25 protein-coding genes and 1 riboswitch are annotated in these 22,325 nt (G+C 65.7%); of the genes, 12 read left to right on the top strand and 13 right to left on the bottom strand.

Translation table 11 applies throughout. The features are described 5' to 3' along the window. Positions 1-43 precede the first annotated feature (43 nt). On the top strand, positions 44-676 hold the full coding sequence (locus QW861_RS33085) for a glutathione S-transferase family protein (RefSeq protein ID WP_316171909.1): 633 nt from the start codon (positions 44-46) through the stop codon (positions 674-676). Positions 677-798: 122 nt separating this feature from the next. Continuing rightward, entirely contained in the window at positions 799-1,212 is a 414-nt protein-coding gene (gene arr / locus QW861_RS33080) for an NAD(+)--rifampin ADP-ribosyltransferase (RefSeq protein ID WP_316171910.1), read from the top strand. 171 nt (positions 1,213-1,383) lie between these two features. Here the strand turns inward: arr and QW861_RS33075 are convergent, their stop codons facing one another. The 4 genes from QW861_RS33075 to QW861_RS33060 form a co-directional block, all read right to left on the bottom strand. Then, a complete protein-coding gene (locus QW861_RS33075; protein WP_316171911.1) occupies positions 1,384-2,787 on the bottom strand; it encodes an ABC transporter substrate-binding protein in 1,404 nt (467 codons plus the stop codon). A gap of 230 nt (positions 2,788-3,017) precedes the next feature. Then, the gene (locus QW861_RS33070; RefSeq protein WP_315754555.1) at positions 3,018-3,479 is read right to left on the bottom strand and encodes a hypothetical protein; all 462 of its coding nucleotides are present in this window, start codon (positions 3,477-3,479) and stop codon (positions 3,018-3,020) included. Positions 3,480-3,582: 103 nt separating this feature from the next. Beyond that, on the bottom strand, positions 3,583-4,002 hold the full coding sequence (locus tag QW861_RS33065) for a hypothetical protein (RefSeq protein WP_315754553.1): 420 nt from the start codon (positions 4,000-4,002) through the stop codon (positions 3,583-3,585). Between the two features lie 349 nt (positions 4,003-4,351). Continuing rightward, complete coding sequence (locus QW861_RS33060) at positions 4,352-4,816, bottom strand: hypothetical protein (protein ID WP_315754551.1); 465 nt, start codon at positions 4,814-4,816, stop codon at positions 4,352-4,354. A gap of 991 nt (positions 4,817-5,807) precedes the next feature. On the opposite strand from QW861_RS33060, the gene QW861_RS33055 reads away from it, so the two are divergent. Next, positions 5,808-6,197: a DUF1236 domain-containing protein gene (locus QW861_RS33055; protein ID WP_315718467.1), complete on the top strand. Its 390-nt coding sequence runs from the start codon at positions 5,808-5,810 to the stop codon at positions 6,195-6,197. Between the two features lie 52 nt (positions 6,198-6,249). On the opposite strand, the gene QW861_RS33050 is transcribed toward QW861_RS33055, so the two are convergent. The 3 genes from QW861_RS33050 to QW861_RS33040 all read right to left on the bottom strand — a co-directional run bounded on the left by QW861_RS33050 (position 6,250) and on the right by QW861_RS33040 (position 7,881). Continuing rightward, the gene (locus QW861_RS33050; RefSeq protein ID WP_315718418.1) at positions 6,250-6,603 is read right to left on the bottom strand and encodes a VanZ family protein; all 354 of its coding nucleotides are present in this window, start codon (positions 6,601-6,603) and stop codon (positions 6,250-6,252) included. Positions 6,604-6,733: 130 nt separating this feature from the next. Further along, positions 6,734-7,333, bottom strand: coding sequence for a thiamine pyrophosphate-dependent enzyme (locus QW861_RS33045; protein WP_316194005.1), 600 nt, complete (start codon positions 7,331-7,333; stop codon positions 6,734-6,736). After that, complete coding sequence (locus QW861_RS33040; RefSeq protein WP_316184497.1) at positions 7,330-7,881, bottom strand: thiamine pyrophosphate-binding protein; 552 nt, start codon at positions 7,879-7,881, stop codon at positions 7,330-7,332. Before QW861_RS33040 ends, QW861_RS33045 begins: the two co-directional genes overlap by 4 nt. Before the next feature lie 151 nt (positions 7,882-8,032). On the opposite strand from QW861_RS33040, the gene QW861_RS33035 reads away from it, so the two are divergent. Further along, positions 8,033-9,082 carry a hydroxyacid dehydrogenase gene (locus QW861_RS33035; protein ID WP_316194004.1) on the top strand — a complete coding sequence of 350 codons (1,050 nt, stop codon included), beginning with the start codon at positions 8,033-8,035 and terminating at the stop codon, positions 9,080-9,082. 431 nt (positions 9,083-9,513) lie between these two features. Beyond that, complete coding sequence (locus QW861_RS33030; protein WP_315718422.1) at positions 9,514-9,726, top strand: hypothetical protein; 213 nt, start codon at positions 9,514-9,516, stop codon at positions 9,724-9,726. Between the two features lie 9 nt (positions 9,727-9,735). Here the strand turns inward: QW861_RS33030 and QW861_RS33025 are convergent, their stop codons facing one another. After that, a complete protein-coding gene (locus tag QW861_RS33025) occupies positions 9,736-10,308 on the bottom strand; it encodes a GNAT family N-acetyltransferase (RefSeq protein ID WP_315828438.1) in 573 nt (190 codons plus the stop codon). Positions 10,309-10,316: 8 nt separating this feature from the next. Beyond that, positions 10,317-12,674 carry an Orn/Lys/Arg decarboxylase N-terminal domain-containing protein gene (locus QW861_RS33020; RefSeq protein WP_316187455.1) on the bottom strand — a complete coding sequence of 786 codons (2,358 nt, stop codon included), beginning with the start codon at positions 12,672-12,674 and terminating at the stop codon, positions 10,317-10,319. Between the two features lie 143 nt (positions 12,675-12,817). Here QW861_RS33020 and cobT point away from each other — a divergent pair, with 143 nt between their 5' ends. Genes cobT through QW861_RS33005 form a run of 3 tightly spaced genes read left to right on the top strand, consistent with a single transcriptional unit; the run spans position 12,818 to position 15,182 of the window. After that, positions 12,818-13,873, top strand: a complete 1,056-nt coding sequence (cobT, locus tag QW861_RS33015) for a nicotinate-nucleotide--dimethylbenzimidazole phosphoribosyltransferase (RefSeq protein ID WP_315828445.1) — start codon at positions 12,818-12,820, stop codon at positions 13,871-13,873. Further along, positions 13,873-14,466: a histidine phosphatase family protein gene (locus QW861_RS33010; protein WP_316194003.1), complete on the top strand. Its 594-nt coding sequence runs from the start codon at positions 13,873-13,875 to the stop codon at positions 14,464-14,466. The genes cobT and QW861_RS33010 overlap by 1 nt, the downstream gene beginning before the upstream one ends. Continuing rightward, positions 14,463-15,182, top strand: coding sequence for an adenosylcobinamide-GDP ribazoletransferase (locus QW861_RS33005; protein WP_315754536.1), 720 nt, complete (start codon positions 14,463-14,465; stop codon positions 15,180-15,182). The genes QW861_RS33010 and QW861_RS33005 overlap by 4 nt, the downstream gene beginning before the upstream one ends. Here QW861_RS33005 and cobD read toward each other — a convergent pair. Then, a complete protein-coding gene (cobD, locus tag QW861_RS33000) occupies positions 15,179-16,234 on the bottom strand; it encodes a threonine-phosphate decarboxylase CobD (protein WP_315754534.1) in 1,056 nt (351 codons plus the stop codon). The genes QW861_RS33005 and cobD overlap by 4 nt on opposite strands. A 37-nt stretch (positions 16,235-16,271) precedes the next feature. Between cobD and cbiB the strand changes: the two genes are divergently transcribed. Further along, the gene (cbiB, locus tag QW861_RS32995) at positions 16,272-17,243 is read left to right on the top strand and encodes an adenosylcobinamide-phosphate synthase CbiB (RefSeq protein WP_316194002.1); all 972 of its coding nucleotides are present in this window, start codon (positions 16,272-16,274) and stop codon (positions 17,241-17,243) included. On the opposite strand, the gene QW861_RS32990 is transcribed toward cbiB, so the two are convergent. Genes QW861_RS32990 through cobU form a run of 3 tightly spaced genes read right to left on the bottom strand, consistent with a single transcriptional unit; the run spans position 17,230 to position 19,889 of the window. Further along, complete coding sequence (locus QW861_RS32990) at positions 17,230-18,723, bottom strand: cobyric acid synthase (RefSeq protein WP_315754531.1); 1,494 nt, start codon at positions 18,721-18,723, stop codon at positions 17,230-17,232. The two genes, cbiB and QW861_RS32990, sit on opposite strands and share 14 nt — an antisense overlap. Before the next feature lie 4 nt (positions 18,724-18,727). Beyond that, on the bottom strand, positions 18,728-19,336 hold the full coding sequence (gene cobO / locus QW861_RS32985; protein ID WP_315828432.1) for a cob(I)yrinic acid a,c-diamide adenosyltransferase: 609 nt from the start codon (positions 19,334-19,336) through the stop codon (positions 18,728-18,730). A 16-nt stretch (positions 19,337-19,352) separates the two neighbouring features. After that, positions 19,353-19,889 (bottom strand): bifunctional adenosylcobinamide kinase/adenosylcobinamide-phosphate guanylyltransferase, encoded by a 537-nt coding sequence (gene cobU, locus QW861_RS32980; protein WP_316194001.1) that lies wholly within the window; start codon positions 19,887-19,889, stop codon positions 19,353-19,355. A 34-nt stretch (positions 19,890-19,923) separates the two neighbouring features. Continuing rightward, positions 19,924-20,117: riboswitch (cobalamin riboswitch) on the top strand. A gap of 118 nt (positions 20,118-20,235) precedes the next feature. On the opposite strand from cobU, the gene QW861_RS32975 reads away from it, so the two are divergent. From QW861_RS32975 to cobW, 3 genes are read left to right on the top strand one after another with little or no spacing between them, the layout of a single operon-like run. Next, positions 20,236-20,868: a HupE/UreJ family protein gene (locus QW861_RS32975; protein ID WP_315828430.1), complete on the top strand. Its 633-nt coding sequence runs from the start codon at positions 20,236-20,238 to the stop codon at positions 20,866-20,868. Between the two features lie 3 nt (positions 20,869-20,871). Further along, positions 20,872-21,267 (top strand): DUF1636 domain-containing protein, encoded by a 396-nt coding sequence (locus QW861_RS32970; protein ID WP_315718433.1) that lies wholly within the window; start codon positions 20,872-20,874, stop codon positions 21,265-21,267. Between the two features lie 20 nt (positions 21,268-21,287). Beyond that, positions 21,288-22,325: a cobalamin biosynthesis protein CobW gene (gene cobW, locus QW861_RS32965; protein ID WP_315718434.1), complete on the top strand. Its 1,038-nt coding sequence runs from the start codon at positions 21,288-21,290 to the stop codon at positions 22,323-22,325.

The raw sequence follows: 22,325 nt of genomic DNA, 5'->3' as shown, positions 1-22,325 counted from the left end.
GGAGGGCCGTCCTGGGAGCGGACAACGGAGGAGATTGCGAGCGATGATCACTGTGTTCGGAGAGGGCAGAGGCTTCCGCGTCGTCTGGTTGCTCGAAGAGATGGGGCTGCCGTACCGGCTGCGGGACGTGGATCTCCTGGCCGGGGTCGAGAACGACGCCGAGTTCCTGACGATCAATCCCGCCGGATTCATTCCGGCGATCCGCGATGGCGACGTCACGATGGTCGAGTCCGTTGCGATCATGGAGTACATCTTGGGGCGGTATGGGCCGACAGCGCTGGCGCCCACGGCACATGATGTTGCTTTTCCTGCCTATCAGCAGTTTCTCCACCTCGGTGAGGCGGGCCTCGCAGCCTCGCTTTATTTCGTTTCGGGAGCCCGGCACCTTGCGCCTGAAAGCGAGCGCAACAACTGGAGCGCGCGGCAGGCGATGGACGTGTTCACGACCCGATTGAGCCTGGTGACGCGACGGCTGGAGCGCGGGCCCTACATGGCCGGCGATGCGTTCACCGCGGCGGACATTTCGGTGGGCTACGCGCTCGAGATGGCGCGGAAGAACGTCGGTGTGGTGTTCGGTGATGCGGAGCAAGCATACATGACCCGGCTGCGAGTCCGCGCCGGCTACCAGCGGGCGCTGGAGACGTGCCAGGCCACGCGGCGCTGGTGGACCAGCTAGGTTGCGGAACGAGAGAGGCGAGTAGGTCGCCGACAATGTCTTCAACAGACGAAACGATCATTTGCATTCGACCGTCGCTCCGCGGCAGATGACGAGTGCTGGAAACCGATCCGAGGTCACCGATGTCATCTGTTGCGACCGTGTTTGCGCAATCCTTCTTCCACGGCACGCGCGCCGATCTGCGGCCGGGCGACCTGATCGCTGTCGGCCATACGTCCAACTTCACCGAGGCGGAGCCGATGTCCTGGGTCTACTTCACGGCCACGCTGGATGCGGCGATCTGGGGCGCCGAGTTGGCTGCCGGTGACGGACGGGGACGGATCTACGTCGTCGAGCCCACAGGTCCGTTCGTTGACGACCCGAACCTAACGGACAAGAAGTTCCCGGGGAATCCGACGCGGTCTCATCGATCCCGCGCGCCGCTGCGCGTCATTGCCGAGGTCGTTCATTGGCAGGGGCACGCGCCGGATGTGGTGAGGCAGATGAAGGAGGGCGTTGCGCGCGCAATGACCGAAGGGCCGGGCATCATCGACTGAACGGCGCGGCGGCATCGCACTGCCGTCGATCCGTCGCGCCCGATGGCTGTTTGCGGATGCTGCGACGCGCTCGCCACGCGGCGCCCTCCGTCCAGAACATCGAAAAAGTCCGGTGGCAAGGTGCGTTCGAACTGGTGTCGACGCACGAAATCTCCTCCTCATGAGCCGAGCCTATCGCCGAGAGGCGAGGGTTGGACTTGGCGTCCATGATTGATCGGGGGCGCCGCTCGGCAGCGTCGCTCGCCTTTCGGCGACGGCATGGTTGAAGAGTTCGAGGACCAAGCCGAATGCCGCCAAGTCCTCTGGTTCGATGGCTCCATCGTCATAGCCCTTGAGTGTCTCGGCGACGATCCCGTCGACCTCTCGTTGCCAGCTCAGCAGATCGTGTTCCGAGCCGGCATTGCGCACCTCCGAAACCACCGCAAGAATGCGGTTGCGGCCGCTGGTGTCGTCCTCCAGTTCATCCCGGTTCAGATAGCGGCGCAGCCATTCGGCGGCCGAACCGATGCCGGAAAGTACGAGCAAGGCGAACCAGAAATAATCGCTGTACTTGTCCAGAAAGGTTCGCTCCGTGCCGTTGATCACCGCCGCGGCGCCTCGATGTACGGAAGGCTCGGTCTCCTTCTCGGTATCGGGCTTCGTGATGTGCGAAGCGCCGGCGAGGCCTTGCGTGATCGTGTCGCGGACCGCGAAAAGCTGCCGGTAGAAGGCCGCCGCCTTGGCTTCTGAAAGCTCCTTCTTGGCCAGGATCAGGTGATTGACGCTGATCGTGTCGACCTTGTCCTCCGGCCAGGCCGGTTTCGCGTTGAAGACGCTGGCTGGAATTTCCTCGGCCTCGTAGCGCGGATGCTTCAGGGCAATGGCCTCCGATGCTTCGATCGGAAGAAACGTCGGAGCTCCGCGGGCTCGGGAGGTCGCGGTGATGGCGTCCACCGTGATCCTGCTGTCGAGCGGACCGACGGCGAGATACGCATCGAGGGTGGGGTCTTGCGCAAGCTTCTCGATCTCGTCTGTCCCGAATTGAGCCGTGGCAACCTTATCGGGTTGCACGCCGGACCCCTCCAGAATGGTCTGGAGCACTGCGACGTTTGCTCCGGTCCTCCCGATGATGCCGACCTTGTGACCTGCCAGATGGGCGATATCTGCGATCTTGCCGCCGGCCTTCTGCTTGGGCTCGCTGCCGCGTCGCCCGGAGGGCGACCACAGCACGACATAGTTCTTGCGCAGGACCGCCAGCGTTTGCGCGTCGGGCGGCATGCCGAGGTCACCGCGGCCGACGGCCAGATCGGTTTTGTCGGCGGCCAGCAGGGCCAGGGATTCAGCCGCTCCGCCGGTCGTGATCGGGGAGAGCCGGACGGTCCTGCTTTCCTCACCGAAGGCGTCGGCCATCGCCTGGACCACCTTGTGGTCGTCGCTCGCCGCCGGTCCGACGGCGATCCGGAGAGTCTCGGGTTGCAAGACGTAGAACAGGCCGGCCGCAGCGGCGCCAAAGGCGACAAATCCCAAGGCCAACACGATCAGCAGCCTTCGTTGACGGCGGTCGTGAGCACTCCTGACCACATCGGACGATGACATCAGCGGACCCCTTGAGAAAACGCGTGTCGGCTCCAAGCGCACTGGAACTTGGGCGAACCGGTGTCAACCCGGAATGTTCCGTCGGCTGGCGAGAGTTGATGAAAGCAAGCCTTGGTGGGTCGCTTGGGGTCAAAAGGGGCCCTTAGGCACTCCGGCGCCTACTTCCGATCGGGCCCGAGAGCGGACATTCTCAGCGCCACTCCGGAAGGTCCGGAAAGGGCCAAATTCGGTCATTGTGCACGCTGCATCAAAGCGGCATACGCCGATGTTGGGAAGGGCGCCCCGTATTCCCGCTTAAAGTTCGCATCGGTTATATTAGCTCGCACGTGCCTGAGAGCTGCGACAAACGGCGATATAATTTCCTGCCGCGCACCGGCGAATTTGAACACAGTCGGCTCCGGGACTAAGGCGCTGCGCTTGTGATCCGGCCAGAGATTTATCTTCAGGACAGCCTGCGAGGATTGAGCCGCAGCTTGCAGGCACAGATCGCACTCAGATGCGCCTATTAGAAGGCGGATTCTATCGTCTAGGAAGCCATCATACAAAACGCGAATCGCATCACAAAATGCTTCGAAGAAAGGAAAAACGCGCGTTGTGAAGTCGGCCTCGAATTTTTGCGAGCCCGAGGAGAACCGCAGCACCATTCCCCCACGGATCGGAGGTAACATTTCCACTTGAAGGTCATCTACCATCGGACTTTTCTCAGGTAGGCAATACGGACACCGCGACCCCGTGGCGAATCCTGCCATCCATCATGGCCAATGGCAAATGACCGCTGTGGGTCATGAGCGGATGTCACGTGTTGAATCCGATGTAGGCGATTAGTCCCTCAACGGACGTGGGAAGCAGCCCTTGTTCCTCGGAACGGCTAAGCGTCGCTTTGCCTTCTCTCGCCCGGCTCCTTCGCACATCCAAAACGGCAGCGGCTTGGGCGCGCAGCCAACCCCGCACCAGCTCCGTGCCGGCCGGCGCGTCTTGTTGGCGGGTGACAATTACTCTTCTCTCCTCGTCCACACCAAGTGTGAGGCGATGTCCGGCGGCGGTGAACGCAAATCCCTCACTGCGATCGACCCACCAATGCTCCAGACAATTGCGAGCCTCTCCCGCGCTCCGAAAGACGGAGACGTCGCCAGCCGTGGCCTCGTCGCGGCTCTCATTCACAATCACAATGTCTGCAAGCCAGTCGTTCGTCATTACGACAATAGTGCCAGCCATCATTGATGTCGGCAATGGGTCAAACGCGCCCTCCACGCGCCCGACCGCTTGCTTCCGATTCGACCCTAACAACGGACCTGCCCCGCAGACGGGAAGGTCCGACATGGTCCGAAGCAGACATGGCAGCTTCACGAGGTGAGCCCGTAATATCGCCGACAAAACGCAAGCTGCCGTTGAGGCGTAAAGCCGTCAAAATCACCGGCGCGTTTACAGTCCTCTAGCAATTCAAGACGCGGCTCGGCTTCAGAGTCGGGATTTGAATCCGAGAACTCTTGGGTGGCCTCGAGCCCGGCCACTGCGGGATCGCCTCGTCATGGTGACCCGGCGCAGCATCATCCGTGGGCATTGGCTACCGTGGCTGGCCGCGTCCACCTTCGACATCGGTGGTGCAGGGCCGATACAGCGCTTGGAGTTGCCGGCCGCGGAGGTAGATCGCGCGCGCGGTCATGCCGCCGTGCCGCGTAATCCATTGCCTGACCGCGGGTGGGTAACGATCATAGAGCATCTGCGTGGCTTCAGGGTTGGGAATAGCCTTCCCATCGGGCCCAGGATTGTCGGCGACCCTGAAGCCGAATACGGCTCTTGGGGTCACGCAGATGCTGTCGTGGGGAATGTACGCCAGCACGAGCGTGCAGGCGCCGGCGCAGATCCCGTCGATGATGACGGACGCGCCGAAGTCGCGTAAAACCTTGAACCTGTCGATGTAGTTTCCGATCCGCCCGCCCTGATCAAAAACAATGCGCACGGCGGCATGACTCGGTTGCATGCTCCCAAGCATGAACGCTGCGACCAGCGTCACCCTCACCAGCTTCATCTGTCCATCATCCGATCGATCGAACTCCATCGCCTTGCGCAATAACGGCTGCCGGTTCCACTTTGGTCAAGAGCTGTCTGCCGACCATTCCACGATTTGCTCCGATGTGGCCTCCAGCGCGGACATCGCCGCCATCGACCGGGAAGGTCGTGACGGGCCAGAAGCGATCCGAAGGACAAGGGTTGCACGCGCTCGTCGGGCAAATCAGTCTGGGCACTTTGTGCGCACGTGGTTGAAACGCGCGCCGTCAGGGCTACGACACGCCGCATCGGACGAATCGAATTCGTCCACGAAATCAAGCTGATCTCGCGCACATCGCTGCGACGCCAAGAAATCGCTTTCCATTTTTCAGAAATCGTGCATGATGTGCGCATCCTGTCTCGCCGAGAGGGGCGTAGCGCGCGATCGTCACGACACGTGGGGCAGGGATGCGGTGGCCGTGAGGTGTCGCAGCATGCGCTTACGCGCATGTGGACGAACGACGCAGCACGGACGCGAAGTCGTGTGGTCCTGGCCTCCCGGTGCCGAGGTCAAGCGCGCGACGAGGGCTCATGCCCTCGCGCGGGCGACGGGGTCAATCAGCCGGTCCCCGAGGAGAGCGCGAAAGAAGCGTTAAGACTGCCGCGCAGGGAATGCCGGTTGATCGGCTGAACCTGTGGTACCTGCCGCCTGCATTCTTTCAGCAGGCGGGCCATGGGTGAGGCCTTCACCCGGCATTCCCTGCGCCCTCTCGATTCATCGGAGGGCCGTCGATCGCGGGACTCGGGCGTGATCCGCCGCGAGAGTGCGAACCTGCGCGCGGTTGTTTGAAACGTGGATAGCAACTGAGCAATCTCTCCATCATCTCCGACGATGGTGAAGAGTTCGAGGTTTGGTTCCCTTGGCATGATGGTTCCCTTGGCATGATGAAGTTTCGGCCATTTGGAACCGGAACTGCAGGCGATCCCTTGGTGTTGAACGGCATCTCGAAAGCACTGGAGGAGAGACAATGATGAGAACCCGTCTTGCCGTTTCGCTGATCGCCACCTCGCTGCTGGCGTCGACCGCTGCGTTCGCCCAGTCCACGACCGTCGAAGGTGCCGCCAATGGTGCTGCGGCCGGCGGCGCCGTTGCCGGTCCGGTCGGCGCCATGGTTGGTGGCACGGTCGGCGCTGCCGTCGGTGCGGGCCTGGAGATTCCGAACGCGGTCATCAACTCGATCGAGGCCGAGCGCGCGCCGTCGGTGGTCGTCCATGAGCGTGTCGTGGTCGGCGAGCCGCTGCCCGCCACCGTCGAACTGCGTCCGGTACCGCGCTACACCGAGTATCGCTATGCCGTCGTGAACGATCGCCGCGTGATCGTCGATCCGCGCACCCGCCGCGTCATCAAGATCATCGAGTGATCTGACATTCTGACAGGCAGGGGCCTCGTCGCATCAGCGGCGGGGCCTCTTGTCATGCGGTTTGCGTGCGGATCTGTCGGATGAGCCAGTCGATGGCCGCGGACAGGCCGAATCCGATGCAGGCGGTCGCGGCGTCGACGACGAAGTCTTCCAGCCGTGCGTGACGCCCTGGCGCCAGGAACTGCGCGAGTTCGAGTGCACCGATCAGGATCACCGCAATCCCGGTGGTCAGCAGCCGATGACTGCGATAGGCGAGGCCGAACGCAAGGCCGATCAGGATGAAGGCGAGGGCGTGTTCGCCGTCCTGTCCAAGCTGCGAATGGGGCCTATAGCTGGGCGGGCCCAGCGTTGCGAAGGCAACGGCTGCGGCGAGCAGCCAGGCCGAGAGGCGGATCGCGATCTTCATGGACGCTGCTTAGCACGTTCCGGGCCACGAACCGGGGTCACGGTCGCTTGAGGCACCGGTGTAGTTAATGCGGCTCGGAAGCCGGACGTTGGCCTTCCCATCGTACCGCAGACAGCTTTCGTCAGGCGCCTCAGATCGGCTGCCGGACTCCCAGACCCTGCATGAAGCGCTCGCGGATTTGGGCCGGATCGCGCCTCGTGGCGCCCATCCCGGGCTTGTCGTCGATCTTCGCCGCAATCAGCACCGGACCGGGCGCCTCGAACGCAAGATCGATCAAGCGTTCGAAATCCTCTTCGTCTACAGCCCAATGGCTGGCGCCAATGCCGCAGCCGGCGGCAATGGCGACAATGTCGGCCTGCCGGGCCGAGGTCGGCTGGCTGCCGGTGATCTGGTAGATGCCGTTGTCCATGACGATCATGGCCAAATTTTTCGGCGCCAGCGTCGCAATCGTGGTCAGGCAGCCGAGCTGCATCAGCAGCGAGCCGTCGCCCTCGAGCGCGAACACCCGGCGCTGCGGCTGCGCCAGGGCGACGCCGAGCGCGATCGGGCAGGCAAGCCCCATGCTGCCGAGCATGTAGAAATTCTGCGGCCGCGGGCCCGCCGCCCACAGATCGAAATTGGTGTTGCCGATGCCGCCGATGACAGCTTCCTCGTGCTTGAGTTTTGCGACCAGCCGGCAGGTGAGGTCGGTGCGGTTCATGACCTTGGTGTTGCTGATGGTCGCGCTCATGCGAACACCTTTCCGCCGGTCAGCAGCGGCGACAGGATGAGCGCCACCGGCGCCTGCGTCGCCACCGCCTGCTTGATCGAGCGGTCCATGATGAATTCGAGCTCGTCGAGGCGCGTCATGGTGTGATGCTCCATCGCCAGCGCATCGAGCACCGGGCGCATGGTTCGGCACACCAGCGACTGGCCGTAGTTGAATTCGCCGAGCGTGCCACGCTCGGACACGATCATGATCAGCGGGATCTGGCAGGGCACGACCAGCGAGGCCAGCACGTTGGGCAAGGTCGCGAAGCCCGATGTCTGCATCAGGAGCGCGCCGCGGCGCCCGCCCATCCAGGCGCCCGCGAGAATGCCGACCGCTTCCTCCTCGCGCGCCGTCGCAAACGTCGTGAAGAACGGATCGTCGTGCAGGCTGTGGATCAGCGGCGTCAGGACGCGGTCGGGAACGTAGGGGATGAGGTCGACGGCGTTGCGCTTGAACGTCTGCAGCACGATCTCGTGCCAATTCGGCACGGTGCTTGCGGATCGCGCCGCATCGGCATCGGCGGCCATTGCTGTTCCTCCGGTCGTCCCTGATGGGGGGCGCTGTTTGGCGCTGAGCTTGACGGCACCGGGACGATTGTCAACATGACGGCCCGGCCGGTCAGGCATCCGCCTTTCAAGTCCGACATCAAGAACCAAGACACCGGGAGGTCGCCTGTTCATGGCCGCGAATTCCAAGCGCGTCTTCTACGTCAAATATCTGGCCCACCCGATCTTCAGCGAGCTGCTCGCCGCACGCCCCGACGTCCGGCTCGACCGGCTGGAGAACGAGAGCTCCGAGGCCGAGACGGCGCCGATCCTCGCGGCGGCTCACGCCTACCAGATCGGGGCGGCCCGCGACGAGCTCGCGCCGCGCTTCCATGTCGATGCAGACCTGCTGCGCCGCGCCCCAAACCTCCTCGTCGTGTCGAGCAACGGGGCCGGATACGACCCGGTCGACGTCGACGCCTGCACCGGGGCCGGCGTCCTCGTCGTGAACCAGTCCGGCGGCAACGCGCATTCGGTGGCCGAGCACACGCTCGGCATGATGCTGACCCTGTCGAAACGCATCATCCAGTCCGACCGCCGGCTGCGGCGGGAGCGCGACGTCAACCGCAACGATCTGATCGGCAACGAGGTGCAGGGGCGGACGATCGGGATCGTCGGGCTTGGCCATGTCGGCCGCCGGGTTGCCGAGCTGTGCCGCGGCCTCCTCGGCATGACGGTGCTGGCCTATGACCCGTATCTCTCGCCGGAGGAGATCGCGGCACGCGGCGCGGAGAAGGTGGAACTCGATGACCTGATGCGGCGCTCTGATTTCGTCTCGATCAACTGCCCGCTGACGAGGGAGAGCCGGGGCATGATCGGTGCCCGCGAGTTCGCACTGATGCAGCCGAGCGCCTATTTCGTCACCACCGCCCGCGGCTTCGTCCATGACGAGGAGGCGCTGTTCACCGCCCTCAGCGAAAAGCGCATCGCCGGCGCCGGCCTCGACGTCTGGGCCAAGGAGCCGCCGCCGCCGGACCATCCGCTGCTCCAATTCGACAACGTGCTGGCGAGTCCCCATACGGCCGGCGTGACTCGCGAGGCGCGGCAGAACATGGGCCGGATCGCCGCCGAGCAACTGCTCGCCGCGCTCGACGGCGGGCGGCCGCCGCGCCTCATCAACCCCGAGGCCTGGCCGCGCTACAGCGCCCGTTTCCGCGAGGCATTCGGAGTGACACCCGCCTAGCCGGGAGAGGGGAATTGCGAGGAGAAGATTTCATGCGTCGCAAGCCGCGAGGTGGCGACAAATCTTCTCTCCCGGGCGGCTTCCGCGAAGCGGACATTGCTATTTTCCGAGCTGTCTCGACAGCACGATGGAGGCTGATCATTTTTCCTGTGGCGCCATGAGCTTAGGCCACGTTTTTCGCTCGGCGCGGAAGGGAAGTTGGTCCGATGCGCAGGCTGAACGCGATCCTGAAGTCGACCCACGGCCGCGTCCGTCGCGCCGTCTCGCAGTTCGTCGCAATCGCCGCGGCGAGCCTGCCTTCGGTCGGCGCCTGAGCGCCGGTTCCACGAGCTGCGTCAAATATTTGCATCGACCGCTTGATATCGGTCAACAGCGAGCTGGGAAGCGCGGTAACATCACCTCCGAGCACTCCGTGAGAGACAGGAGGTTGCATGTCGCGCTATGTCATCCATTTCATGAAGGACGTGCTGGGCGAGAACGGCCGCCAGTGCGAGATTTGCCAGAGCACGCTGGAGGTTGAGGCCGAGAGCGAAGACGAAGCCGCAGAGATCGCAAAGTCCCGGTTCTGCGAACAGCAGGAGCTGCGCGACTGGTCGCTGCATGCCGACCGCATCGAGGTGAAGGCGGCCGACTTTCCCTCCTGACCTTGCGGCTCAGCGGCGCAGCCCAGCCGGTGCGTCGCTAGCCCCGGGGCCCAGCGAGCGCTGCACCATCACGGTGTCGCACCAGCGGCCGTAACGGTAGGCGACGCCCGGAAGCAGCCCCACCCTGGCGAACCCGAAGCGCTCATGAATGCCGAGCGAGGCGACGTTGTCGGCGTCGATATAGCCGATCATCTGGCGATATCCGGCCGCTGCGGAAGCATCGATCAGCGCCTGCATCAGCAGCCGGCCGACACCACGGCCGAGATGCTCATGGTGGACATAGATCGAATGCTTGACCGCGAACCGATAGGCTGGCCGCTTCCTGAACAGGACGACATAGGCATAGCCCACGACCTCGCCGCGGAATGTCGCGACCAGATGTGGCAGCCGATGATTGCGCAGATTCTTGCGCCGCTGCTTGAGATCGTCCGGCTCGGGCGCCCCGGAACCGGCGGCGCTGTCCTCGACCCCGCGGCGCACGTGCCGCCGGTAGATCGAGAGCATGGCCTCGACATCTTCGTCGCGTGACGGCCTGACGAGGACCGGCGGCTCGGTCTCGCGAGCCGTGATCGCGCTGTCCATGGTTCGAATTACTCTGCGCAGACATAGGTATGGAGCCGGATCCGGCCGGACTCGTCGAGCTCCTTATACAGCCCCTGGATCTCGACGTCGAAACCGGGGTAGGCGTTGAACGCCCGCTCGAACATCTTGAGGTAATCGATCATCGGCTGGGCACGTTCGGACAGCCGTTCGCCCGGAACGATGGTGGCGATGCCCGGCGGATAGACCACGAACGGCGTCGTCGCGATGCGCCCGGCGATCTGGTCGATCGGCAGGTAGTCGACCTCGTTTCGCATCAACGCACGCGCCGCCTCGCGCGGCGACATCGCGATCTCGGGCAAGTGCTGCGGCTGGAACTGCTTCGCCTGCAGCGCGCTCACCTCGGCCTCGCGGTAGAAGCGGTGCATCTCGGCGCAGAGGTCACGCAGCCGCAGCTTGCCGTAACGCGCAAAGCGCTTGCGGGTGAACTCCGGAATCGCGTCCTCCAGCAGCACGTTGTCATCGTGGAGCCGCTTGAACGCGACCAGGCCGCTGATCAGGGTTCCGGCCTTGCTCGCCTCGACCCCCGGCGTCAGCAGGAAGAGCAGCGAGTTGAGGTCGTTCTTCTCCGCCACGATGCGGTTCTCGCGCAGATATTGCGCGACGATCGGAGCCGGGATGCCGTGATCGGCATAGCCGCCGGTGGTGCGATCGAAGCCGGGGGTCAGCAGGGTCAGCTTGTTGGGGTCGGTCATGGTGAAGCCAGCGGCGAGATCCGGAAAGCCGTGCCATGCCGCCCCGGGCGCGAGCTGCCACAGCGCGGCATCGGTCGAGAGCTGGTCGGTCGAGAGCGCCTCCCAGGCCACGTCGTGGCTAGCCCCGGGATTGGCCGCATCGGGGATCGATACGCGATCCGGAACGAATGGCTCGAAGAACCAGCGCCGCGCCGGATCCTTCTCCTTCTCCTCGAATTCGCGGCGCATCGCCCGGATCTTCTTGCGCAACTCGATGCCGAGCCGGATCGTGTCGTCCCACAGCACCTCACCGGAGCGGCCCTTCATCATCTGTGCGCCGACGTCCAGCGAGGCGAACAGCGGGTAGAACGGCGATGTCGAGGCGTGCTGCATGAAGCTTTCGTTGAAGCGGCGATGCTCGATCCGCCGCCGCTGCCCCTTGATGTGGCGGTCCTTGACGTGGATCTGCGATGCCTGGGAGAAGCTCGCGAGCTGCTTGTGGGTCGATTGCGTGGCGATGATGCCGGGAGCGTCGGGCCCGAGATCGCCGAGGCCCATGGCGAAGCGGCCGGCGTAGAGCGGGTGGAACTTCATGAAGCCCGCCCAGGCCTCGTCGAACATGATGTAGTCGCAGAGGTGCCCGATCCGCTTCAGGATCATCTCGGCGCTGTGGATCGTGCCGTCATAGGTGCACTGCTCGACCACTGCGACGCGGAATGGGCGTGGCTTGCGCCAGGCGTCGGGGTCCTTGACCAGCGGGTTGTCGCGGATCTGCTGCCGCAGATGCTCTTCTTCCAGCAGATCCCAGCGCATCGGGCCGATCAGGCCCCAGGGGTTGCGAACCGTTGGGACGTAGATCGGGACTCCGCCGGAGATCAGCAGCGCGCCGTGATGGGCGGCCTTGTGGTTGTTGCGGTCGAACAGCACGAGGTCGCCGTCGGTGACCAGGGCCCCGAGCACGACCTTGTTGGAGGTCGAGGTACCGTTGAGGACGAAATAGGTCTTCTCGGCGCCAAAGATCTGCGCCGCTTCCTTCTGCGCGCGCAGCGCCGGCCCCTCATGGGTCAGGAGATCGCCGAGATCGAGCACGGAATTGTCGAGGTCGTCCCGGAACACGGCCTCGCCGAGATGCTCGACGAAGACCCGGCCGATCGGGCTGCGGCTATAGAACACGCCGCCATTGTGCCCGGGGCAGGTCCAGAGCTGGTTGCCTTCCTCGGCGTAGTCGACCAGCGCGCCGAAGAATGGCGTCTTCAGTGTCTCGGCATATTGCTTCAGCCGGCTGACCAGGTTCTTGGCGATGAAGGCGGGCGTCTCCTCCGACAGGAAGACATAGCCGTCGATGAAGTCGAGCACCTCGACCGGCAGATCCTCGAACCGCTTGCGGCGGATCAGGAGGATGATCGGGAAGTCCAGTCCGCGACGGCGCATCAGGTTGATCAGCGACGCCGTCTTGCCTTCCAGGCCCTTCTTGCCCCAATCGACGACCATGCAGCCGATCGCGGCATCCGTCTGCACGGCGATCTCGGCGTCCTCCAGCTTGCGGGCGCGCACCACCTCGAAGCCCGAGCGCTGGATCTCCTCGATGATCTGGTTGAAGCGGACGCCCGCAAGGTCGTCGGTCTCGAAGACGGGCGCGGCGAACAAGAAGGTGAAACGGCGGAAGTATTCCATGAGAGTCTTTCGGGCTGCGTGGGCAGCCACCTGTCGTCACGTTCGATGACGGTTCGATGACAATAGGGCGCCTCACGGAGCTTGTCTCGGCCGCCTCGCAGTGGCAATCGTCCTGAACCCGAGTGATGCTGAAAGGATCCGTGGTGCTTCCCGAATGGATCAGCCTTGATTGTGTGGCCCCGTCCGAGCTCCATCGGCAGGCGGCGCTGGAACGCCAGGCCCAGTTGACCAAGCCGATTGGCGCCCTTGGGCGATTGGAGCAGGTGGCGGTCGAGCTGGCGGCGCTGCAGGCGTTGGAGCGGCCGGGGGCCGATAGGGTCCCGGTGGTGCTGTTCGCGGGGGACCATGGCATCGCGGCACGGGGCGTGTCGGCGTATCCGCCGGAAGTGACGGTGCAGATGCTGCACAACTTCGCGGCCGGTGGCGCGGCGATCTCGGTGCTGGCGCGCAGCCTGGGCTGTCCGCTCGAGGTGGTCGATGTCGGTACGCTGGCGGATGAGCCGGTGCCCGGTGTCGTCGTCGACAAGCCGCGGCGCGGCACGCGCGACTTCAGCACCGGGGCGGCGCTGACGCCGGAGGAGGTCGCGTTCGCGGCCGACGCCGGACGGCGCGCGGTGGCGCGGCAGGCCGATCACGCGCCGCAGCTCGTGATCTTCGGCGAGATGGGGATCGGCAACACGACGTCGGCGGCAGCCATCGCCGCCGCGCTGCTGTCATGCGCGCCCGCGGACATCGTCGGCAGTGGCACCGGGCTCGACGCCGCCGGGCGGGCGAGGAAGGCTGCGGTGATTGCCGATGCGTTGGGGCGACACGGGCTCACGGCGGGAGCGGCCGTCGCGGACGTCCTGGCTGCCGTCGGCGGCTTCGAGATCATTGCGATGGCCGGCGCGATCGTCGCCGCCGCGCAGCGGCGCTGGCCGGTGCTGGTCGACGGCTTCATCGTCTCGGTCGCGGCGCTGGTCGCCGTCCGCCTCAATCCCTCCTGCCGTCCGTGGCTGCTGTTCTCGCATCGCTCGGCCGAGCGCGGCCACGCCATCGTGCTCGACGCGCTCGGTGCCCGTCCGCTGATCGACCTCGATCTGCGGCTTGGCGAGGCCTCGGGCGCCGCCACTGCGCTGCCGATCATCCGGCTCGCCTGCGCACTCCACAACGGCATGGCCACCTTCGCGGAGGCCGCCGTCTCGGGAGCCAAGTCCTGATGCGGATCGATCTGCTGCGGCACGGGACGACAGGACGGGACGGCCATCTCGACGGCCGCACCGACCCGCCGCTCAGCGAGCCCGGCTGGGATCAATTCCGGCGGCAGACGCGGAGTCGGATCTGGCGCAGCGTCGTCAGCTCGCCGTTGGCGCGCGCACGTGCGGCAGCGGAGGATTATGCCCGGCTGACCGGCTGCGCGCTGGACATCGACGCGGATTGGAGCGAGCTCGATTTCGGCCTCTGGGACGGGCGGACGCATCGCGACATCGCCGCGGAGCCCGGAGGCGAAGCCTTGCTCGACACCTTCCATGCCGATGCTGAGGTCCGGGCGCCGGGCGGTGAGAGCTGGTCCGATTTGCAGGCGCGAGTGGCGCGCGCAACACATCGTATCCTTGCCCGGCCCGAGCCTGCGCCGGTTCTGGTGGTTGCGCATGGCGGCGCCATGCGCGCAGCGCTCTCGCATCTGCTCGGCTGGCCGCTGCGCCAGCTGTGGAGCCTGCGCATCCGGCCCGGCACGCGGATCACGCTCGAAGCCGGGCAGGGCGGTGATGGTGTATCTTGGGGCGAAATTGTCGAGATCATCCAGCCATGAGTCTGCGTGAATTCTGGATCGCATTGCAGTTCCTGACACGGCTGCCGACACCGCGGGTCGCTGAGTCGCGACCGGACGATCTTGCACGGGCGTCGGTCTGGTTTCCGGCAGCCGGACTGGTGATCGGCGCCTGTCTGGCGCTGGTCGGCCGCCTTTTTCATGATGCCGATCCCTGGATCGTCGCGCTGACCGTGCTGGTCGCCTGGATCGGGATCACCGGCGCGCTGCATCTCGATGGGCTCGGCGATGTCGCCGATGCGTTCGGCGCCTCGCATGGCAGGCCGGAACGCTTCATCGCCGTGCTGGGCGATCCCCATGCCGGCAGCTTTGCCGTCGTCGCGATCAGCTTGCAGATCGCCGCCAAGCTGGTGCTGATCGCCGAGCTGGCGACGGGCCCGACGGCCTGGGCGCTGGTGCTGATCCCGGCCTGGGCACGCTGGGGGACTTTGATCTGCAATAAGACCCTGCTGTCGTTGAAGCCAGGGCTGGGGGCGAGCATCTCGAACAGCGTCGGCTGGAACGTCATCGTCGCCTGGGGCGGCGCGCTCGCGATCGGCGCGCTGGCCGGTGCGGTGCCGACGCTGATCGCGATCGCTCTGGTTCCGGGAATCGCGTTCTATTGGCAATGGCGGCTCGGCGGCATCACCGGCGATTGCCACGGCGCCAGCATCGAGGTCACGGAAACGCTGCTGCTGGCCGCCTGCGTTCTCGGCTAGGACGCGCTGCCGAGCGCCTGCGCTAGCCGCTGCCAGCCTGTCTCATGGCCCGGCAGGCCGAAGCGCAGCCAGCTTGTTTGAGCCGGAAAACGCCGGACATGGATGCCATGGCGGGCGAGCCGCTCGGCCAATGCGGCAGCATCCGTGCTCTCGACCAGTCTGAACAGCGGCGTTCCTCCAAGAGCCCTGGACGTAGGGGGGCCGTGAATCCTGCAGCCGGACGTGGTCAGCATCGTATCGAGGCGTTGTCCGTCTGACATCAGCCGCACGCGTGCCTCCTGCAGCCATCGGTCGTCAGCGAGAGCAAGCGAGCCAACCGCGAGCGCAGGTCCAGACACGGCCCATGGCCCCAACGCCCGGCGCAGTTGATCGGCCAGGTCCTGGCACGTGACGGCAAAACCGAGTCTCAATCCGGCCAGACCGTAAGCCTTTCCGAACGATCGCAACACCAGCGTGGCTGGCGGCAAATTCGGTATCAGGCTTGCCTCAACGGGACAGAAATCAGCAAAGGCTTCGTCCACCACGAGCAAACCGTTGCGACGGGCGAGAAACACGCCCAGCAAGTGGAGTGTGGCGCGTGGCATCAATCGCCCCGTGGGATTGTTCGGGTTGACCACAATGGCGACGTCTGCTTCGGCCAGTGCTTCGACCTTGTCGACCAGACGCACCTGGTGGCCGCAGCTGCGCCAGCAGAGCTCATGTTCTTCGTAGGTGGGCGCCAGCACGGCAACCGAACTTGGAGCGCGAAGACGCGGCAGGATCTGGAGCAGCGCCTGGGTGCCTGCGGCTGCAACGATCGATGCGGGTGTCCGCACGCCGTAGCGTGCGGCAGCAGCGGACAACAGCGCCTGCTCGTCGAGCTTGCTGGGCAACATTGCCCAGCTCTCAGCCGGGATCGCCGGCACGGGATAGGGGATCGGGTTGATTCCGGTCGACAGATCGATCCACGGCTGTGGCGCATCCGGATAGCGACGGCTGATCGCAGCGAGATCGCCGCCGTGAAGGATCGCTTCCGGCTCGTCCGCGCGCATGCTAGTCGCTCTGTCGTCCATCTCTTTCCTTTACATGTCTTTCCTTCAGCGGAGATCGATGTTCGTCTCTCTCGCGCTCACGGCGCTCCTCGTCGAGGCGGCGGTCGGTTATCCCCAGGTCCTGGTGCAGCGGATCGGTCATCCCGTGATGTGGGTGGGCGCGCTGATAGCATGGGGGGACCGCCGCTGGAACAGGGCAGCAGACGGCTTTGCCGCACGACGCGCGCGCGGCATTGCGCTCGTGTGCCTGCTCGTCGCGGGGATGATGGCCACCGGTCTCGCCGCAACATGGGTCATGCAGGCGCTCGTCGGCGAACCGGTCGCAACCATCATCCTTGGTGTGGCGGCAAGCAGCCTGCTGGCCCAGCGCAGTCTCGACACGCATGTCGCCGCGGTTGCAGAGGGACTGGGGCAGGAGGGGCTCGAGGGCGGCCGCCGAGCCGTCTCGATGATCGTCGGCCGCGATCCCGAGCGGCTGGATGAGGCCGGCGTCGCGCGGGCCGCGGTCGAGAGCCTGGCAGAAAACTTCTCCGATGGCGTCGTCGCACCCGTGTTCTGGCTCGTCGTCGGCGGGCTGCCGGGCATCCTGATCTACAAGGCTCTCAACACCGCCGACAGCATGATCGGTCATCTCTCGGACCGTCACCGCGCGTTCGGCTGGGCGGCGGCGCGGCTCGACGATCTCGTCAATCTGCCGGCCTCGCGCCTGTCCGCGCTGTGGATCGCAGCCGCCGCGGCCTGCATCCCGAGCGCCTCGGCTTCGGCCGCGGTGCGAGCCGTCGCACGCGATGCGTCGAAGCACCGTTCGCCCAACGCCGGCTGGCCGGAAGCGGCGATGGCCGGTGCGCTCGGACTGCGCTTGGCGGGGCCGCGCGTCTATCACGGTCATCTCGTCACCGATGCCTGGATGGGCGACGGGCGCGCCGATCTCGACGCGTCCGACATCCGGCAGGCCTTGCGGCTGTATCGGCTGGCCTGTCTGGTTCAAGCCCTGGTCGTCGCAGGGCTCGTCCTGGTCAGGATCCTGTAGCCGCCACGGGCGGCGCGGGCTTGCTCGCCAATGCCAGGATACGGTCAACGTCGACGTAGCGCTCTAGATGCGCCGCGAGTGCATCCAACGTCGTGTCCACATCGATCTCATAGGAGAGGCCGCTGGTCGTCGCGCCGAGGCCGCGCAGCCAATGGCTGCGCAGGCCGTCGTCGGCGAACAGGCCATGCACGTAGCAGCCGGCTACCAGGCCATCAGGCGCGATGGCGCCATCGCGCCGGCCATCGGAGAAGGTGAGGAAGGAGCGCTGTGTCGCCCGTCCCTCCGTGCGGCCGATGTGCATCTCGTAGCCGCGGAACGAGAGCTTATCGTGCGTCAGCGTGCCCTGGACCTCGCGTAACGCCTTGTCATCGGTCAGTGTCGTTTCGACGTCGAGCAGGCCAAGTCCCGCGACGGAACCAGCTGCACCCTCGTGCCCATCCGGATCGCTGATCACGCGCCCCAGCATCTGATAGCCGCCGCAGATGCCGAGCACGCGGCCGTCGCGGCGAAGATGCGCGCGGAGATCAATGTCCCAGCCGACTTCACGCAAGGCGGCGAGATCGGCGATCGTCGCCTTCGAGCCCGGCAGGATCACCATCGATGCGTCGCCGGGGATCGGCGTGCCAGGCCGCAAGAACTGCAGATCGATTCCATCTTCCAGCCGCAACGGATCGAACTCGTCGAAATTGGAGATGCGCGGATAGGCGAGGATGACGACCTTCGGTCGCTGTCCTCCCGATGATCCGCGTTCAGCCAGGCCAAGCGCGTCCTCCGCCGGCAGGCGGCGCGCATCCGGAAAATGTGGAATGAGCCCGAGCGATGTCCACCCCGTCCGCTGCGCGATCTCGTTCATGCCCGACGCAAACAATGCGGGGTCGCCGCGAAACTTGTTGACGAGGAAACCCGCCACGCGCGCGGCATCGTCCGGCGGGATCACCGTCTTGGTGCCGACCAGGCTCGCAATCACGCCGCCCCGATCGATATCGCCGATCAGCACCACCGGAATCTGCGTCGCCTGCGCAAAGCCCATGTTGGCGATGTCGCCGCCGCGCAGGTTGATCTCGGAGGCGGAGCCTGCGCCTTCGACCAGCACGATGTCGGCATCCGCCGCGAGCTGATGGAAGCTGTCGAGCACGGCCGCCATCAGTTGCGGCTTCATCGCCTGATAGGCCGACGCCTTGGCGGTGCCGATGACGCGGCCCTGCACCACGACCTGCGACCCGATCTCGCTTTGTGGCTTCAGCAGCACCGGGTTCATGTGCACCGTCATCGGCCGCCGCGCCGCGCGCGCCTGCAGCGCCTGGGCACGGCCGATCTCGCCGCCATCAGCGGTGACGGCGGCGTTGTTCGACATGTTCTGCGGCTTGAACGGCGCCACCTTGAGGCCGCGCAATGTCAGCGCGCGCGCGAGCCCCGCGACGATCAGCGATTTGCCGACGTCGGAGCCGGTGCCCTGGAACATGATGGCCCGCGCGCTCATGAACTCAGTACTCGATGCCTTCCTGCGCCCTCACGCCGGCCGCGAAATGATGCTTCACGAGGTTCATCTCGGTGACGAGATCGGCGGCCTCGATTAGCTCCGGCTTGGCGTTGCGGCCGGTGACGACGACGTGCAGATCGGGACGGCGCCCTGCGAGCGTGGCGACGACGTCTGCGATATCAAGGTGATCGTAACGCAGCGCGATGTTGAGCTCATCGAGGACGAGCAGCCGGATCGACGGATCCGCCATCAGCTCCTTAGCCTTCGCCCAGGCGCGCTCGGCCGCGGCGACGTCGCGCGCACGATCCTGCGTCTCCCACGTAAAGCCTTCCCCGAGCGTGTGCCACGACACCTGATCGCCGAACTTCTCGATCGCCTTGCGCTCGCCGGTTTCCCACGCGCCTTTGCCGAACTGCACGACGCCGATGCGAAAGCCGCGGCCGAGTGCGCGCAGCATCAGGCCCCACGCCGCCGTCGATTTTCCCTTGCCCTTGCCGGTGTGAACGATCAGCAGGCCCTTCTCCACGGTTTTGGAGGCGACCTCGGCATCCTGCGCCGCCTTGCGGTTCTCCATCTTCGCCTTGTGGCGTGAATCGTCGGCGCTTCCGGTCATCGGCATTGTCTCCTCGTCACTTCAACGTCAGCGGCAGTCCCGCCGCCATCAGGATCACGCGATCCGCTAAGGCCGCGATGTCCTGGTTCAGTCGCCCCTGGGCATCGCGAAAGGCGCGCGCGAGCGCGTTGTCCGGCACGATGCCCAGTCCGACCTCATTGGACACGGCCACGATCGGGCCATGCGCGTTCCTGAGCGCGTCGATCAACTCGGCTGATCTTGCCGCCACGTTCATGTCGGCGAGCATCACGTTGCTGAGCCAGAGCGTCAGGCAATCGATCAGCATCGGTACGCCCGATTCTCCGCTTGCCCGGACGAGACCCGCGAGATCATGCGCCGTCTCCAGCGTCTGCCATCCCTTGGCGCGGCGCGCCTTGTGCTGGGCGATCCGGTCGGTCATTTCGGCGTCGAAGGCCTGCGCGGTCGCAACATAGGTCCAAGGCGGCGGAAGGGCGGTGACGAGGGCCTCGGCATGGCGGCTCTTGCCCGAGCGCGCACCGCCGAGCACCAGCGTCAGGCGCGGCAGGGCGGGATGCGGCGGGGCGGGGACCATGGGGACGATTCCGATTGACGGGCTTTGGTGCGACCCGTATCTAACAGATGACGGTTCTCCGAAAGGAGAGATTTAGGGAACACGGTGCGGGTTCTTGACCCAAGGCCGTGGCTGCCCCCGCAACTGTAATCGGCGAGTGTGAGGCCAAGACACCACTGGGAAACCGGGAAGGTGGCTTCGTGCGGTGACCCGAGAGCCAGGAGACCTGCCGTCGACATTGCTGTTGGCCGACCCGTCGCGCGGGGAGTCGCGATGCTGGTTCTGATCCCGCCGGGATGGGCGGGGTGCCGTCGGATGCAGCGCATCGTCCGGTCCTCTGGGGAGCCGGCAAGCGACGGAGACGGCCATGAAGTTGACCCGTACCACGACCTTTGCAGCCGCGAGCCTGGTGCTGCTCGCCACCGATCCCGCCTTCGCGCATCACATGATGGGGGGCAAGCTGCCGCAGACGTTTGCGCAGGGGATGCTGTCCGGCCTCGGCCATCCTGTCATCGGAATCGACCATCTGGCGGCGATCGTGGGCGCGGGCATCGTTGCAGCGCTTCTGGGCCGCGGCTTCGCGCCGGTGCTCGCCTTCACCACCGCGATGATCGCGGGCGTCGGCCTTCATGTGGCCAAGGCCAACATCCCGGCTGCCGAGCTGCTGGTCGGCCTGACCACCGTCGTGGTTGGGCTGGTGGTGGTGATGCGTGGCCGTTTCGGTGTGCTGCCCGTCGCCGGCCTGTTCGCCGTGACCGGTCTCGTCCATGGATATGCGCTGGGCGAATCGATCGTCGGGGCCGAGAACACCCCGCTCGGGGCCTATCTCGTCGGTCTGCTCGTGATCCAGACCATCATCGCCGCCGGCGCGTTCCTCGGCACAAGGCTGCTGTCGGCGAAGGCCAAGACGGCTGCGCCGCTGGCGCTGCGGCTCGCGGGCGCTGCCATCGTGCTGGTGGGTGGGGTCGCCGCGGCGACGGCGGCCGGCGTGATCGGCTGATTGATGACCGCATCGGAGACTGGTGAGACGACGCTGTTCGTCTGCGTCACTTGCCGTTCGCAGGGGACGGAACCTACGCCGCCTGATCAGCCGCGGGCCGGAGCCCGTTTGCTCGCCGCGATCGAGACGTTGCCGACCGCGCAGCGCGCCGGTGTCACCGTTGTCGGTGTCGAGTGTCTGTCGAACTGCAATCGTGCGTGCACGGTTGCGGTGACGGCGCCGGGCAAATGGACCTATGTGCTCGGCGCGCTCGATCCGGATCTGCATGCGCGGGATGTGCTGACATTTGCGCAACTGCATCAGCGCCATGACGCCGGTCTGCCGGCCTGGCGCGAGCGTCCCGAATACATTCGCAAGAACACCGTCGCGCGCGTGCCTGCGCTGTCTGCGCCACGCTGAAAACGAGAGCTCGCATCGCCATGACGAAGTCGTTCGCCAAGACGCCTTGCACCATCGTCACCGGTTTCCTCGGCGCCGGCAAGACCACGCTGGTGCGCAACCTGATCGAGACCGCGAACGGTCGCCGGCTTGCCATCATCGTCAACGAGTTCGGCGATGTCGGCATCGACGGCGACATCCTGAAAGGCTGCGGCGTGCCGGACTGTCCGGAGGATCGCATCGTCGAGCTGTCGAACGGCTGTCTGTGCTGCACCGTTGCCGATGATTTCGTGCCGGCGCTCAGGAGCCTGCTGGATCAGAAGGAGCCGCCCGAGCATATCGTGATCGAGACCTCGGGGCTGGCGCTGCCGAAGCCGCTGGTGCAGGCCTTCAACTGGCCCGAGATCGCGACGCGCGTCACCGTCGACGGCGTCGTTGCGGTCGTCGATGGTCCGGCGGTGGTCGCGGGACGCTTCGCCGATGATCCCGAAGCGCTCGCCGCGCAGCGCGCCACCGATGCGTCGCTCGATCACGACAATCCGCTGGAGGAGGTCTACGAGGACCAGCTGTTGTGCGCCGATCTCGTCGTGATGAACAAGAGCGACCTGATGAGCGAGGAGCAGCGCAAGGATGTCGCCGCCGAGATCGCGGCGAAGGTGCAGCGTGCCGTCAAGGTGATCGCGACGGAGCACGGCAGGCTGTCGGCTTCGGTGCTGCTCGGACTCGGTGCCGCCGCGGAGGACGATCTCGCGGCCCGGCCGTCGCATCACGACAACGAGGCCGAGCACGATCACGACGATTTCGAGAGTTTCGTGCTCGACGTTCCGGCGCAGGCTTCGCCCGATGCGCTCGTCGACCGCATCGCGGCCGCCGTCGACGCACATGATGTGTTGCGGGTGAAAGGGTTCGTGGAAGTCGCCGGCAAGCCGCTGCGCCTCCTGGTGCAGGCCGTTGGCAGCCGCATCCAGCATCAGTTCGAGCGCCCGTGGCGCTCGGGCGAATCGCGGCAGGGGCGGCTGGTGATCATCGGCGAGCGCGGCCTCGATGCCGCTGCCATCCAGAGCCTGATCACAGGATAG

Source organism: Bradyrhizobium sp. SZCCHNRI1029 (genome assembly GCF_032487555.1).
Taxonomy (GTDB): Bacteria; Pseudomonadota; Alphaproteobacteria; order Rhizobiales; family Xanthobacteraceae; genus Bradyrhizobium.
The sequence above is the reverse complement of the archived record's forward strand: the minus strand, read 5'-3'. Positions and strand labels throughout refer to the sequence as shown.

Bases quoted from the DNA above. Each gene is read 5' to 3' on its own strand.
- QW861_RS33050 (WP_315718418.1), bottom strand. From the start codon at position 6,603: ATGAAGATCGCGATCCGCCTCTCGGCCTGGCTGCTCGCCGCAGCCGTT.
- arr (WP_316171910.1), top strand. From the start codon at position 799: ATGTCATCTGTTGCGACCGTGTTTGCGCAATCCTTCTTCCACGGCACG.
- QW861_RS33045 (WP_316194005.1), bottom strand. From the start codon at position 7,333: ATGAGCGCGACCATCAGCAACACCAAGGTCATGAACCGCACCGACCTC.
- QW861_RS33075 (WP_316171911.1), bottom strand. From the start codon at position 2,787: ATGTCATCGTCCGATGTGGTCAGGAGTGCTCACGACCGCCGTCAACGA.
- cobU (WP_316194001.1), bottom strand. From the start codon at position 19,889: ATGGTCCCCGCCCCGCCGCATCCCGCCCTGCCGCGCCTGACGCTGGTG.
- cobO (WP_315828432.1), bottom strand. From the start codon at position 19,336: ATGACCGGAAGCGCCGACGATTCACGCCACAAGGCGAAGATGGAGAAC.
- QW861_RS32975 (WP_315828430.1), top strand. From the start codon at position 20,236: ATGAAGTTGACCCGTACCACGACCTTTGCAGCCGCGAGCCTGGTGCTG.
- QW861_RS33030 (WP_315718422.1), top strand. From the start codon at position 9,514: ATGTCGCGCTATGTCATCCATTTCATGAAGGACGTGCTGGGCGAGAAC.
- QW861_RS33060 (WP_315754551.1), bottom strand. From the start codon at position 4,816: ATGAAGCTGGTGAGGGTGACGCTGGTCGCAGCGTTCATGCTTGGGAGC.
- QW861_RS32990 (WP_315754531.1), bottom strand. From the start codon at position 18,723: ATGAGCGCGCGGGCCATCATGTTCCAGGGCACCGGCTCCGACGTCGGC.
- QW861_RS33020 (WP_316187455.1), bottom strand. From the start codon at position 12,674: ATGGAATACTTCCGCCGTTTCACCTTCTTGTTCGCCGCGCCCGTCTTC.
- QW861_RS33025 (WP_315828438.1), bottom strand. From the start codon at position 10,308: ATGGACAGCGCGATCACGGCTCGCGAGACCGAGCCGCCGGTCCTCGTC.
- QW861_RS32970 (WP_315718433.1), top strand. From the start codon at position 20,872: ATGACCGCATCGGAGACTGGTGAGACGACGCTGTTCGTCTGCGTCACT.
- QW861_RS33085 (WP_316171909.1), top strand. From the start codon at position 44: ATGATCACTGTGTTCGGAGAGGGCAGAGGCTTCCGCGTCGTCTGGTTG.
- QW861_RS33010 (WP_316194003.1), top strand. From the start codon at position 13,873: ATGCGGATCGATCTGCTGCGGCACGGGACGACAGGACGGGACGGCCAT.
- cbiB (WP_316194002.1), top strand. From the start codon at position 16,272: ATGTTCGTCTCTCTCGCGCTCACGGCGCTCCTCGTCGAGGCGGCGGTC.
- QW861_RS33070 (WP_315754555.1), bottom strand. From the start codon at position 3,479: ATGGTAGATGACCTTCAAGTGGAAATGTTACCTCCGATCCGTGGGGGA.
- cobD (WP_315754534.1), bottom strand. From the start codon at position 16,234: ATGGACGACAGAGCGACTAGCATGCGCGCGGACGAGCCGGAAGCGATC.
- QW861_RS33035 (WP_316194004.1), top strand. From the start codon at position 8,033: ATGGCCGCGAATTCCAAGCGCGTCTTCTACGTCAAATATCTGGCCCAC.
- QW861_RS33055 (WP_315718467.1), top strand. From the start codon at position 5,808: ATGAGAACCCGTCTTGCCGTTTCGCTGATCGCCACCTCGCTGCTGGCG.
- QW861_RS33005 (WP_315754536.1), top strand. From the start codon at position 14,463: ATGAGTCTGCGTGAATTCTGGATCGCATTGCAGTTCCTGACACGGCTG.
- QW861_RS33040 (WP_316184497.1), bottom strand. From the start codon at position 7,881: ATGGCCGCCGATGCCGATGCGGCGCGATCCGCAAGCACCGTGCCGAAT.
- cobW (WP_315718434.1), top strand. From the start codon at position 21,288: ATGACGAAGTCGTTCGCCAAGACGCCTTGCACCATCGTCACCGGTTTC.
- QW861_RS33065 (WP_315754553.1), bottom strand. From the start codon at position 4,002: ATGGCTGGCACTATTGTCGTAATGACGAACGACTGGCTTGCAGACATT.